At 42.7% G+C, this 13,533-nt stretch carries 9 protein-coding genes; all 9 read right to left on the bottom strand.

Annotated features, from left to right (window positions below; translation table 11 throughout):
• Positions 1-24: 24 nt before the first annotated feature.
• A complete protein-coding gene (locus tag O3642_RS04495) occupies positions 25-558 on the bottom strand; it encodes an aromatic acid exporter family protein (protein WP_003012394.1) in 534 nt (177 codons plus the stop codon).
• A gap of 268 nt (positions 559-826) precedes the next feature.
• Positions 827-2,026 carry a phosphoglycerate kinase gene (gene pgk, locus O3642_RS04490; protein ID WP_155127989.1) on the bottom strand — a complete coding sequence of 400 codons (1,200 nt, stop codon included), beginning with the start codon at positions 2,024-2,026 and terminating at the stop codon, positions 827-829.
• Positions 2,027-2,228: 202 nt separating this feature from the next.
• Positions 2,229-7,010 carry a bacterial Ig-like domain-containing protein gene (locus O3642_RS04485; protein ID WP_371605490.1) on the bottom strand — a complete coding sequence of 1,594 codons (4,782 nt, stop codon included), beginning with the start codon at positions 7,008-7,010 and terminating at the stop codon, positions 2,229-2,231.
• Positions 7,011-7,244: 234 nt separating this feature from the next.
• Positions 7,245-8,255, bottom strand: coding sequence for a type I glyceraldehyde-3-phosphate dehydrogenase (gap, locus tag O3642_RS04480; RefSeq protein ID WP_003003093.1), 1,011 nt, complete (start codon positions 8,253-8,255; stop codon positions 7,245-7,247).
• A 279-nt stretch (positions 8,256-8,534) separates the two neighbouring features.
• Positions 8,535-10,616 carry an elongation factor G gene (gene fusA, locus O3642_RS04475; RefSeq protein ID WP_003003071.1) on the bottom strand — a complete coding sequence of 694 codons (2,082 nt, stop codon included), beginning with the start codon at positions 10,614-10,616 and terminating at the stop codon, positions 8,535-8,537.
• Between the two features lie 272 nt (positions 10,617-10,888).
• The gene (gene rpsG, locus O3642_RS04470; RefSeq protein ID WP_003003105.1) at positions 10,889-11,359 is read right to left on the bottom strand and encodes a 30S ribosomal protein S7; all 471 of its coding nucleotides are present in this window, start codon (positions 11,357-11,359) and stop codon (positions 10,889-10,891) included.
• 19 nt (positions 11,360-11,378) lie between these two features.
• Positions 11,379-11,792, bottom strand: coding sequence for a 30S ribosomal protein S12 (gene rpsL, locus O3642_RS04465; protein WP_003003125.1), 414 nt, complete (start codon positions 11,790-11,792; stop codon positions 11,379-11,381).
• A 205-nt stretch (positions 11,793-11,997) separates the two neighbouring features.
• Positions 11,998-12,582: a hypothetical protein gene (locus O3642_RS04460; protein ID WP_371605489.1), complete on the bottom strand. Its 585-nt coding sequence runs from the start codon at positions 12,580-12,582 to the stop codon at positions 11,998-12,000.
• A 23-nt stretch (positions 12,583-12,605) separates the two neighbouring features.
• A complete protein-coding gene (purR, locus tag O3642_RS04455) occupies positions 12,606-13,421 on the bottom strand; it encodes a pur operon repressor (protein ID WP_371605488.1) in 816 nt (271 codons plus the stop codon).
• Between the last annotated feature and the right edge of the window lie 112 nt (positions 13,422-13,533).

Here is a 13,533-nt window from a genome sequence, read left to right as displayed (position 1 = left end):
GTCAAGATTAAATGTTACATAATCTTACATAGGTTTTTTGTGTTCCTTGAGAAAATCGCGAATGCGATCGACATCCGAATTGACCAAAATCGCAACAAAAACGCCAATAAAGGTCTCAAATATTCGGGCAAAAACATACAAGAAGGTTTCTCCGTTAGGAATCGAAAGGGTAATGATCAGCATTGCCGAAACTCCTCCGATAATTCCTGCTTTATTATTCATGGCGACATTTGTCATAATGGTTAACATGGTCGCAATGGGTACAAAAATCAGAGTCACCCAATACGCCCCATGAAAGATCGTTTTTAAAAGGAAGAACAAAACGGCATAAAAACCTCCGATACTGTTGCCCATGACACGCGAAGCCCCGAAGTGGACACTCTTATCAAAGTCTTCTCTCAAACTAAAAACAGCTGTCAAAGTCCCGATCTGAAGGCCGCGCCAGCCAAATATTCCAAAAATAAGTAGCACAATAAAAACGGCAATCCCTGTTTTAAAGGTTCTCATTCCCAAACGGAATTTGGACCAATCAAATTTGTGTCGTTTAAAGTAATCCATGGTCACCTATCTTTCTATTTCTATTATTCTACCATATTTTCCGAAAGGAGAGAACAGATATCAATAGAAAGAAAAAAGAGAGTGGGACAGAAATCGGTAATTCATTAGAATTTGATTTCGTCGTCCCACCTCCGCACAGTTGAGTAAGGCTGTAAAAGCTGATGAAATCAGCGTAGTAGAGCCCACTCAACCACCGCGTCTTGCTCGACAATCCAAAAATAATTGAGAGGCTAGGACTTTTGTCCCAGCCTCTTTCATTCTATTTAGATTATTTGTCTGTAAGAGCAGCCAATCCTGGAAGTTCTTTACCTTCAAGGAGTTCCATAGAAGCACCACCACCAGTAGAGATCCATGAGAATTTGTCTGCACGGCCAAGGTTGATCGCAGCAGCAGCTGAGTCACCACCACCGATGATTGATTTAACGCCTGGTTGTTTCACGATAGCGTCCATCACACCGATTGTACCAGCTTGGAAGTCAGGATTTTCAAATACACCCATAGGTCCGTTCCATACAACAGTTTTCGCACCAGTCAATTCTTTATCGAATTTAGCGATTGATTTAGGACCGATGTCAAGGCCAAGGAAACCTGGGTCTACTGCTTCACCTTCAGTGTCTTTCACTTCAGTGTAGTCAGCAAATGCGTTCGCTTCTTTTGAATCAACTGGCAAGATCAATTTGCCGTTTGATTTTTCAAGAAGAGCTTTCGCCACATCCAATTTGTCTTCTTCAACAAGTGAGTTACCGATTTCGATACCTTGTGCTTTGTAGAATGTGTAAGTCATCCCACCACCGATAAGAACTTTATCAGCTTTTTCAAGCAAGTTTTCGATAACACCGATCTTATCTGAAACTTTTGAACCACCAAGGATGGCTACAAATGGACGTTCTGGAGCTTCAACTGCTTCTTTGATGTAAGCAATTTCGTTTTCAAGAAGGAAACCAGCAACAGCTTTTTCAACGTTTGCAGAAATACCAACGTTAGATGCGTGTGCACGGTGAGCAGTACCGAATGCATCGTTTACGAAGATACCATCTCCAAGTGATGCCCAGTATTTACCAAGTTCAGGATCGTTTTTAGATTCTTTCTTGCCATCAACATCTTCGAAACGAGTGTTTTCAACCAAGAGAACTTGTCCATCTTCAAGAGCGTTAACAGCTGCTTCCAATTCAGCACCACGTGTAACACCTGGGATAAATTTCACTTCTTGACCCAATTTAGCAGCCAAGTCAGCAGCTACAGGAGCAAGTGATTTACCTTCTTTATCTGCTTCTTCTTTTACACGTCCAAGGTGAGAGAAGAGGATTGCACGTCCACCTTGTTCAAGGATGTACTTGATAGTTGGAAGAGCTGCAGTGATACGGTTATCGTTAGTGATCACGCCATCTTTTACAGGAACGTTGAAGTCAACACGAACGAGAACTTTTTTCCCTTTCAAGTCAACGTCTTTAACAGTCAATTTTGCCATTAGATATGACTCCTTCTTTTTTTAATACATGATAATTATATCACAAAAGCTGTAAAAGAGGTAGAAAAATCCAATGCTTTTCCCCTCTAATTCACAGGATCCGAACAACACTTCTAGATACAAGATCAAACCTCTCTGGTTTTCACCAGAGAGGTTTTTTGAGAGTGACTTTTTTAGTGAACAAAAGAATCCTGTAAAAGACTTACTCTTCTTTCTTCTTACCAGCCAAGAGGAAGCCGCCTAAGGCTGCTAGAAGAACAGCTTCAGCTGCAAAGGAAGCTTCTAGGCTTGCCGTATTTGGCAAGTGTTCCGATTGACTTTCTTTGCTTGCATCTTTTGTTTCTTGCTGAACCGTTGGCTGTGAGTTCGTTCCTTGGTGGGTACTTAACAACTGATGGATCTCTTGATCGACCATATCCTTGTGCTCTTCCTCTTGATGATCCGGTTGAGTAGAAGTCGTTGGGGTCAACTGATCCACTTGAGAAGACTCTGTAGGCTTCAATGGATTAGATGGATCTGGAGTCACTGGGGCAGCTGGTTGGACAGGTTGATCTGGTTGAACAGGCTGATCAGGTTTAGCCGGTTCTTCTGGTTGGATCGGTTGATCTGGTCCTTCCGTTTTTGCTGGCTTGTAGACAATCGCATAGTGGGTAAAGTGAGGAGCTGTAAAGATGACCACATCTCCAACTCTCTCAAAGGCCAAGGATTGAGGAGCTTTACCTTCTGGGAAGAAGAGGACTTGCTCAACTTCTTTATCCTTATCCACAGGGATTTTCACAAGGGATGGATGGTGGGTATCGATATCCTGACCGCTTGCATCCACGCCTTCAATATCAAAGACGATTCCTTCTCGTCCCTTCAGCTCTTCTTTTTCTGCCTGGTTGGCTTCAACTTTTGCGACTTTTAGTCCTTTGACAACGGTTGGCTCTAAGTTGGAGAATTGAACTTCGACTCCAGTCGCAGGATCTACAAAGACCGCTGGCTTGTCTTCTTTCAGGAGCGCAATCAAGGTCTCTAGACCTGTCTTTGCGGTTGCGAGCGCTTCAGGAGTGAGCTCTGAAGAAGCTAGGAGCTCTTTATTTTTCTCAATCAGTGCCTGCAAAGCCTCACCAGAAGGGTGATTTGGCTTGCTTGCTAATAGAGCGGTCGCTTCTGTTGTTAGGGCAGAGAGAGCTTCTTTTTCTTTGACTAGATTGGCTTGACCATCCAAGGCTTTCAAGAGAGCGGTCAATTGGTTCAACTGCTCATTGACTTGATCTTGTGTGCTGGTGTCATGCTCTTTCAAGACTTTTTCAGAAGCAGCCATTCCAGCTAGCAAGGCTTCTTTGACTTCAGGACTGGCAAAAGTAAAGTCTACTTTGGCTTTTGCAGCTTCAGCTTCAGCCAATTTTTGCTTGAGGTATTCATCGTTGAGAGCTGGTTTTGGATTCACGAGGACATCAAAACTTGTACTAGCTCCTTTGTAATGGACAGTGATAGTTTGACGACCTTCCTTGGTCGTATCAAAGCCAGTCACTTCCACCCCTTCATCTGTCAAGGCGTGCGTTTCAGTCGTTTCATCTTCAAAGACGACTGTAAAGCGTCCGCCTTCTTTCTCCAATGCTTCTCCGACAATATATTCCACTTTTGGTTTGTCAGTCAATTCTAGACCAGCAACTGCTTTTTCACCTGCTTCCTCTGCACTGACCACAAAAACAGTGAGGGTCTTATCCAATTTCTGACCAAGGTAAGAAACTTCTAGGTGTTGTTCTCCGAGCTTGCTACTGTCAAATCCATGAATCTCTATACCTGAGTTGGTGAGGTTGACCAGTTGATCTGCTTGGCCATCTTTATAATGAACGCGGAGAGTCGCCCCTTTCAAGGAAAGGGCATCGCCTTCCCGGTAGACCTTCTTGGTCAATCCATCTTCAAATTGAAGTCCCGCAATCTCTTTATCATTCTTTGGAACTTCGATCGCCAAAACATTACTGATATCTTTACCAGGAACTTGTGCGCGATAGTAAAGAAGAGACGGGGTTGATTCAAAAGCGAGCGGTTTAAAGATGAGATTTCCAGCTTGATCGGCTGTCATGGTCGCAATTGGACTAGTGGCTTCTTTATCGGCATAAAGAGTCAGAGTAGTATGAGCTGGGACATCTTTGAAACCGACTTGGACAAAATGATTACCTAGGTTTTGCGCTGCGGCATTTTTCATCGGAATGTTGACCGTCTCAGTATCTAGACTTTCATACATCTTCCAGTTGTATATCCGGATGGCTTGCCATGGGGTGCCGTTATCTGCTGTAATGACATGGAGACGCCAGTCTTGAGCCTTGATCGGATGATCAAGTGTAATGTCAGACACATGGGCTTTATTGCCACGAACTTCCTTAGCGAGCTTCCATTCACCCGCTTCATCCTTGTAGTAAAGGTCGAAGTCACGGGTATTCATCTTGCCATCATCGACTGATTCCCCACCAGCACCGGCATGGTCCATGACCCAACGAACAATGGTCCGAGGTTGTGTTAAGCGGATATCGACGGTTCCACTCAATTGAGCAGAAGACCATTTATCTGAAAGACTGGTAATGGTCCCATTTAACATGCCTTCAATGCCTTCACTACCATCTGCATCTGGAAAGCTCGAACCGATCACTTTGGCTCCGATGACCACGTTTGGTGCTAGAGCTTTTGGAAGACTGGTATCTGACACGGTCATGCCCCAATCAAAGGCCACAGTCCCTGCATCTGAACGTTGGCCGTTCTTCCCCACTGCCACAACCTTGAGGTCCTGAGTCGTTCCTTCAGCAATTGCTGAACGGCTAATTTTTGGTAGATAGACGGTTGTCGCAGAAGACCCTGTTAAAAGACGCCAGTTGTCGCCATCTTTTTCATAGACTTCATAATAATCCGCATCTGCTACCCCTTTAAAATTGAGGACTGCTTCTGCTTCTTGCGCATTTTGTAGACGTTTTGCTCGAACGGATACTTCTGCTGGAGTCGCTGGTTTCTCTTGGTTTGACGTAATCGACAATTGGCCGAGATTAAATTTGTAGTCTTTGACATCCGTATCATGGTCAAAGAACATCTTCACAGCATAAATGGTCTTGCCAGCCAAACTTCCCAAATCAAAGGTTTGAGTAGACCAATCCGCACTCGGTGTCAATTCTTTCCATTCGTATTCAGAGTAGTCTTCTTTGGTGGCAACAGCTACCCAAGCAGCTGCTCCGACCCCGCCCTTGTGAGAGACGCTCAACTTGGTCGTTTCTGTCACAGGGATCTTGGTCGAATAGAGCATGATATTTTGACTGCTATTGGCTTTTAAATCTCCTTCAAAGGCTAGAGAATTTCCTCCATTGTAGGCTTGATCAAAATCATAGCGACCTTTCAATGGTGTACTATCTTCACTATGCTCTACCCACCAACGCCAGGTTGGAAGGTAGCCAGAAACAGAACGGTAGTTCCACTCCCCTTCTTTAGAAATCTTGCCATCCACAAACCAGTGTTTTCCGTGTCCAGTATTGAAGGAAGTATTGAAATCTTCACTTGTAATAGGAGTTTTGTCCACTACTAGATTGGACATACCGTACCAAGATTGGTCTGCTGGTTTTCCTTTAGTCGGATCTCCTTGGAAACCTGTCCAGAATAGATCTTCATGGGTATGGTATCCTTCTCCAGTCTTTCCTAGACCTGTAATCGTATCTGGCGCATAAAGACCAAGGGATAGACGCAACTTGCCATGTTCATCTAAAATGGCATTCCAGTCTACATTAGTCTTATAAGAGCCTCCTTTTTGGAGCTCGAGTCCAGCAAGAACATCATAAGGATTCCGATTAATCCATTTGGCTGTACTGATGGAATAATCAACTTCTGATTTGCCCCAGTTAAAGTTAGCAAAGAAGGTATCAACTGGATTTTCCCCATTTTCTGGCTGCATGAAATTGTAGTTGTATTCTCCCAGCGCATTCTCATGGTAACGGCCATATTCATAAGTCATAGCATCATACCAAGAATACTTAATCGGATAGTTCAGACTTTTCGCATATTCCTTGGTATAAAGAAGAAAATCTCTCAATTTTGGACCCAATGGTTCTACAAGATTTCCAGTCGTTTCTTGGTTGATAAAGTAACCATCAAAGCCATAGTACTTGGCAAGTTCGACTAATTTACGGGCGATCGGGAAGGTTTTAGAGCCTTCACTATCTTCTTTCAAGGTTTCTGCAAAATGTTCTTGATCCTTGATGCTGCTAGACCAGTTATAAAAGATTGTTCCATAAATAGGAACCCCATTTCGGTGGGCAGCATCGATCACATCTGCTGATGGAACCAGCCCTTCCCAAAAGACCATGGAGTCCAAATATTGCCAGTAATCAAAAGCATAGGCCTTAAACTCTTCCCCTCCGACAGACGCATGATCCTTGGCTTTGGAGTTCATGTTTGACAGTGCTTGGATCTTCGCCTCAGGATTAGCTTGTTCATTAATTTGTTTCCCTTGAAAACGACTCGCAAGTGGGACGCTTGCTCTATTCATATCGTCATCCACTCGTTTTCCTGGTTCCCACTTCAAGAGATCTTCCCAGGTATCGAACTTAACTTCTTTGGGTCTTAATTGTTTTTCTTCATTGGTTGGTAAATCAGCCACTTTTTCAGCAGTAGCTTTTGGTTTTTCAGTCTCTAAAACAGCTGGAGTATCTGTAGTTGTCGAGCTAGCTTCTGTACTTGTAGGACTAGCCTCTGGAGTGAGCGCTTCTGCGGCTGGTTTTTCCGTTTCTGCAGAAGGTAAGACTGCATCTGCAGTATAGACGCTAGCTTCTCTCACTAGATGATTGACGTCTTCGGTCGTTGCTGAAGAGCTTTCCAAGGCTTGTTCACTAGTAGAAACCGCCTCATCTGCAGAGACAGCACCTGTTCCTAAAAATGCTAACCCAATCAATGCGGAGCAAACTCCCACACTGAATTTTCGTATACTAAATCGTTCTTTCTTTTCAAATAGATGACCTTTCATCTTGACCTCCTTGTATGGTTTTTTTCTTTTTCTTGAGCGATTTCTATTGGCTCCTTTCTTCACGACCTGTAATCGCTTTCATTTCATTGTATTAGAAATCTCCAATCAAGAATAGGATACCCTAATCTATTTAGCACTGTCAATCTATTCTGGCAATTCCTATAATATGATGAGAAAGCCCTAAAAAAAGTACAAAAAAAGAGGAGGTATCCCTCCTCTCTTCATACGCATGAATTATTTAGCAATTTTTGCGAAGTATTCAAGAGTACGAACAAGTTGTGCAGTGTAAGACATTTCGTTGTCATACCATGAAACAACTTTAACCAATTGTTTACCGTCAACGTCAATAACTTTAGTTTGAGTTGCGTCAAACAATGATCCGTAAGACATACCTACAACGTCTGAAGATACGATTGGATCTTCAGTGTAACCGTATGATTCGTTTGAAGCTGCTTTCATAGCTGCATTCACTTCATCAACAGTAACGTTCTTGTCAAGAACAACTACCAATTCAGTAACTGATCCAGTTGGAACAGGAACGCGTTGTGCAGCTCCGTCCAATTTACCGTTCAATTCAGGGATAACCAAACCGATTGCTTTAGCAGCACCAGTTGAGTTAGGAACGATGTTAGCAGCACCAGCGCGTGCACGACGAAGGTCACCTTTACGGTGTGGACCGTCAAGGATCATTTGGTCACCAGTGTAAGCGTGGATAGTAGTCATCAATCCTTCAACAACACCGAAGTTATCTTGAAGAGCTTTAGCCATTGGAGCCAAGCAGTTTGTAGTACATGAAGCACCTGAGATAACTGTTTCAGTACCATCAAGAATATCGTGGTTAGTGTTAAATACGACTGTTTTAACATCTGATCCACCAGGAGCAGTGATAACAACTTTCTTAGCACCACCAGCATGCAAGTGTTTTTCAGCAGCTGCTTTAGTAGCAAAGAAACCAGTTGCTTCAAGAACGATTTCTACACCGTCGTTAGCCCAGTCGATTTGTTCTGGATCGCGTTCAGCAGAAACTTTAACGAATTTACCGTTAACTTCGAATCCACCTTCTTTAACTTCCACAGTACCGTCGAAACGACCTTGAGTTGTATCGTATTTCAACAAGTGTGCAAGCATAACTGGATCTGTAAGGTCGTTGATGCGAGTAACTTCAACACCTTCTACGTTTTGGATACGACGGAAAGCAAGACGTCCGATACGACCGAAACCGTTAATACCAACTTTAACTACCATTCGTGATTTCCTCCTTATGAAAATCAAAAAATTTTTTTGTGAAAAGAGTAACTTGACACAGCGCCAAACATCTTTTAACAGTCTCTATTATATACTTTATTGCATTAAAAAGCAACTATTTCCCAACGAAAAGCAAGATTTATCATAGATCACCACCTCTTTTATTAAAGTTTTTCACAAAGTCTTGATCGATAGTAGGGATGCTTTTTTACTTGCACTCACTTTTTGAACAAAGAAAAACTCTTCCCATTTTGGGAAGAGTTTTTTAGCTTTGGCAAATTAAGCTTCACCTTTAGCTTTTTTAATGATTTCTTCTTGTACTGATTTTGGTACATCTTCGTAGTGGTCAAATACCATCATGAACGTACCACGTCCTTGAGTTGCAGAACGAAGGACAGTAGCGTAACCGAACATTTCAGCAAGTGGCACATAAGCACGAACGATTTGGCTTGCACCGTGTGCTTCCATACCATCTACACGTCCACGACGAGCAGTTACGTGACCCATAACATCCCCAAGGTTTTCTTCAGGAACTGTGATGGTTACAAGCATCATTGGTTCAAGGATAGCTGGTTGTGCAGTCTTAGCAGCTTCTTTAAGTGCAAGAGATGCAGCGATCTTGAAGGCAGTTTCAGATGAGTCGACATCGTGGTATGAACCATCGTAAAGCTTCGCTTTCACGTCAACCATTGGGTAACCAGCAAGAACACCGTTCGCCATAGATTCTTGAAGTCCTTTTTCTACTGCAGGGATGAATTCACGTGGAACCACACCACCGACGATAGCATTTTCGAACTCGAATCCTTTACCTTCTTCGTTTGGAGTAAATTCGATCCAAACATCACCAAACTGACCTTTACCACCAGATTGACGTTTGAAGAATCCACGTGCTTGTGTAGAAGCGCGGAATGTTTCGCGGTAAGATACTTGAGGAGCACCAACGTTAGCTTCAACCTTGAATTCACGTTTCATACGGTCAACAAGGACATCCAAGTGCAACTCACCCATACCAGAGATAACTGTTTCACCAGTTTCAGGGTTTGTTTCAACGCGGAATGTTGGATCTTCTTCAGCCAATTTTTGAAGGGCGATACCCATCTTGTCTTGGTCTGCTTTAGATTTAGGCTCAACCATCAATTGGATAACTGGTTCTGGAACTTCGATTGATTCAAGGATGATTTTTGCTTTTTCATCTGTCAATGAGTCACCAGTTGTAGTATCTTTCAAACCAACGGCAGCAGCGATATCTCCAGAGTAAACTGTTTCGATTTCTTTACGAGTGTTGGCGTGCATTTGAAGGATACGTCCGATACGTTCACGTTTACCTTTAGAAGTGTTCAAGACGTATGAACCTGAGTTCAAGACACCTGAGTAAACACGGAAGAATGTCAAACGACCTACGAATGGGTCAGTCATGATCTTGAAGGCAAGAGCTGCAAATGGCTCTTCATCAGATGCTGGACGTTCTTCTTCTTCGTCTGTATCTGGGTTTACACCCTTGATTGCAGGGATATCAAGTGGGCTTGGAAGGTAGTCAAGGACTGCATCCAACATCAATTGAACCCCTTTGTTCTTGAAGGCTGAACCACAAAGTACTGGGTAGAATTCAACGTTGATTGTAGCTTTACGGATACCAGCTTTCAATTCTTCGTTAGTGATTTCTTCCCCTTCAAGGTATTTCATCATCAAGTCTTCATCAGTTTCAGCAACTGCTTCAACCAATTTTTCACGGTATTCTTGAGCTTGTTCAAGGTATTCAGCTGGAATATCTTCTTCAAGGATATCTGTACCAAGGTCGTTAGTATAGATTTCAGCTTTCATCTTGATCAAGTCAATGATTCCGCGGAAGTCATCTTCAGCACCGATTGGCAATTGAATTGGGTGAGCGTTTGCTTGAAGACGGTCATGAAGTGTGCTTACTGAGTAAAGGAAGTCAGCACCGATTTTATCCATCTTGTTAGCGAATACGATACGTGGAACTCCGTATTCAGTTGCTTGACGCCAAACTGTTTCAGTTTGAGGTTCAACACCTGATTGTGAGTCAAGAACGGTTACAGCACCGTCCAAAACGCGGAGTGAACGTTGAACTTCGATAGTGAAGTCCACGTGTCCTGGTGTGTCGATGATGTTTACACGAGTGTCTTTCCATTGAGCTGTCGTAGCGGCAGATGTGATAGTGATACCACGTTCTTGCTCTTGCTCCATCCAGTCCATTTGTGACGCACCTTCGTGAGTTTCACCGATTTTGTGAATCTTACCAGTGTAGTAAAGGATACGCTCAGTTGTAGTTGTTTTACCAGCATCGACGTGAGCCATGATACCGATATTACGAGTTTTTTCAAGTGAAAATTCGCGTGCCATGAGGTTTGTTTCTCCTATATTTTTTATTTCTATATTCTATTATAACATGATTTAATAAAAACGGATAGGCAGGACCTACCCGTTCTCAGTGTTTTCATGCTAAGTTTTGGTTCCAACTTTTAAGAAGAGTTGAATTGGGTTCAAGAGCTGATCGAGCTCAATTGAACCTGGGCTAAAAGCTCGGAAAATAGATAAGCTTTCCTAGAATCTTTGATTCTTCGTCAAGCTTCCTAATTTTCAGTCGCTTTTTTAACGCCCTTAGTATCTTAATCTTACCAGCGGAAGTGTGCGAATGCACGGTTAGCTTCAGCCATACGGTGAGTATCTTCACGTTTCTTAACAGCTGCACCAGTGTTGTTCGCTGCATCCAAGATTTCTTTTGCAAGACGATCAACCATTGTGTGTTCACCACGTTGACGAGCGATTGTTACCAACCAACGAAGTCCAAGTGTTGTACGACGTTCTGGACGAACTTCAACTGGGACTTGGTAGTTAGAACCACCGACACGGCGAGCACGTACTTCAAGTACAGGCATGATGTTTTCCATAGCTGTTTCGAATACTTCAAGAGCATCGTTTCCAGTAGCTTCTTTAATTTGTTCGAAAGCTCCGTAAACGATTGAAGCAGCTGTACCACGTTTACCATCAAGCATAACGCGGTTGATAAGACGAGTAACTAATTGTGAATTGTAAAGCGGATCTGGCAATACATCGCGTTTAGGCGCACGGTTTTTACGACTCATTTTTCTTTATCCCCTTTCCTTATGCTTTTGGTTTTTTAGTACCGTATTTAGAACGGCCTTGTTTACGATCGTTTACACCTGCAGTATCAAGTGCACCACGGACGATATGGTAACGTACCCCTGGAAGGTCTTTTACACGTCCACCACGAAGAAGAACCACGCTGTGTTCTTGCAAGTTGTGTCCGATACCTGGGATATAAGCAGTCACTTCGATCAAGTTGCTCAAACGTACACGGGCAAATTTACGAAGGGCAGAGTTAGGTTTTTTAGGTGTCATTGTTCCAACACGAGTTGCAACACCACGTTTTTGTGGTGAAGAAACGTTTGTTTGAACTTTTTTATGACTGTTGTAACCAACGTTCAAAGCTGGTGATTTAGATTTTTCTACTTTTGATTTACGCGGTTTGCGAACCAATTGGTTAATTGTAGGCATCTACATTCTCCTGTGAAATTTTTTATTTTTGGTGATGGTACACTTGGTGACAGCTACCATCCGTGTGTACTTTTGCAACATTTGTCAGCACGTCCCTGTACACTCTTGAGAGACCAAAAGTAAAAAGTACCGTCTATTATTATAACATGACGGCACTTTGATTGCAAGATGTTTTTTTATTTTTTAAAGAAGTCGAAAAAGTTCACTATTGACCAGCTTGAGCTGGTTCTTCTGCCCCTGTAGCTGCAGCTGGAGCATTCTGTTGTTGCTGTTGTGGTTGAACTGTCGCATTGCCTCCAGCTACTCCAGCATTGGCATTAGCATTGTCATTGGCATTAGCATTCGCGTTTGCGTTCGTGTTGGCATTAGCGTCTGTTTGAGTCTGCTGCGTTGTCACAGTACCACTCTCATAGGTCAGTCCATAATAGTTAGCAATGTATTGGATACGGGCTTCAAGCGATTGCTTTTGAGTTGCATCTTTGACTTTCTTCACAGCAGCCTGGGCAGCGTTCACAGAATCTTGACTTGGAGTTGTTTCCATTTGAACGACTGCTTTTTCAGCAGCTTCTGTATTTTTCTTTTCTTCCTTCTTTTCTTTTTCTTCCTTCTTTTCCTTTTTCACTGGAAGGGAACCTGTTTTTTTAGCAGGTTGAATTTCTGTCGTTACCTGAGCAGCTGTATTCTTTTTAACAGTATACAAGCCAGCTACCAAAATAAAGGATAAGGTAAGAACTGTCACCAAGCGAATCCACAAAGGACTATTATCAAATCGATCTAAAATTCTTTTCACTTTTTGATCCTCCTTTGTTGCTCTTAATCAAAGATATTCCCAACTTCGACACTCAATTTATTTTCTTTTACATCGATGTTGGTCACGCGCAATAAGGATTTGTGTTCAAAGAATTCCCGGTCGGCTGCAGCATTATCTGCAAAGACAGCTACCCCTGCTAATTCAGAATCGAATTCAGCCAAGAGACTGACCATTCCGTTAATCGTTCCGCCACCTTTAAGGAAGTCATCGACAATCAAGACCCGGCTTCCTGCTTTTAGGCTCCGTTTTGAAAGGAACATTTTCTCAATGCGATCTCCACTTGAGCCTGAAACATAGTTGACACTAACGGTTGACCCTTCTGTGATTTTCAAATCACGACGGACAATGACGAATGGAACATTCAAGACATTAGCCACTGCATTCGCTAAAGGAACTCCCTTGGTCGCTACGGTCATGACAGCATCAATCTTCTTATCTCGGAAGGCTTTGGCAATGATGCGTCCGATCCGATTCAAAATCTTCGGATTGCTCAAAAGATCAGACAAGTAAATGTAGCCACCAGGAAGGATACGATCACTTTCAGACAGTTGCTTGCAAAGATCCTCGACGATTTCTTTGGATTCTTGATCTGAGATAGACGGTGTAAAGATCACGCCTCCTCCAGCTCCTGTAATGGTCTCAATATTTCCAATTTCCATCTCTTCAAACGCACGCTTAATGATCACGATATCTTCTGAGATGGAAGACTTGGCAGACTCATACTTTTCCGCAAACGTATTGAGACTAGTCAATTCATAGGGATGGTTGATCAAGTAATTAGAAATCACGACCATCCGTTCACTTCTTCTTAATTTCATTTTCTCACCATGTAGTTTTTTCTATCATTATACCATAAGAACAGAAAAAAACGAACATTCTGATTTACAGAAGGCCGTTTTTTCCTGATTATTTCATTTTTGGCAGAAGCAT

The sequence above is a fragment of the Streptococcus sp. 27098_8_66 genome, assembly GCF_041431945.1.
GTDB classification, from domain to species: domain Bacteria; phylum Bacillota; class Bacilli; order Lactobacillales; family Streptococcaceae; genus Streptococcus; species Streptococcus dentalis.
Note: the sequence above shows the minus strand (reverse complement) of the source record. Positions and strands in the feature narration are given on the sequence as shown.

Bases quoted from the DNA above. Each gene is read 5' to 3' on its own strand.
- O3642_RS04495 (WP_003012394.1), bottom strand. From the start codon at position 558: ATGGATTACTTTAAACGACACAAATTTGATTGGTCCAAATTCCGTTTG.
- pgk (WP_155127989.1), bottom strand. From the start codon at position 2,026: ATGGCAAAATTGACTGTTAAAGACGTTGACTTGAAAGGGAAAAAAGTT.
- O3642_RS04485 (WP_371605490.1), bottom strand. From the start codon at position 7,010: ATGAAAGGTCATCTATTTGAAAAGAAAGAACGATTTAGTATACGAAAA.
- gap (WP_003003093.1), bottom strand. From the start codon at position 8,255: ATGGTAGTTAAAGTTGGTATTAACGGTTTCGGTCGTATCGGACGTCTT.
- fusA (WP_003003071.1), bottom strand. From the start codon at position 10,616: ATGGCACGCGAATTTTCACTTGAAAAAACTCGTAATATCGGTATCATG.
- rpsG (WP_003003105.1), bottom strand. From the start codon at position 11,359: ATGAGTCGTAAAAACCGTGCGCCTAAACGCGATGTATTGCCAGATCCG.
- rpsL (WP_003003125.1), bottom strand. From the start codon at position 11,792: ATGCCTACAATTAACCAATTGGTTCGCAAACCGCGTAAATCAAAAGTA.
- purR (WP_371605488.1), bottom strand. From the start codon at position 13,421: ATGAAATTAAGAAGAAGTGAACGGATGGTCGTGATTTCTAATTACTTG.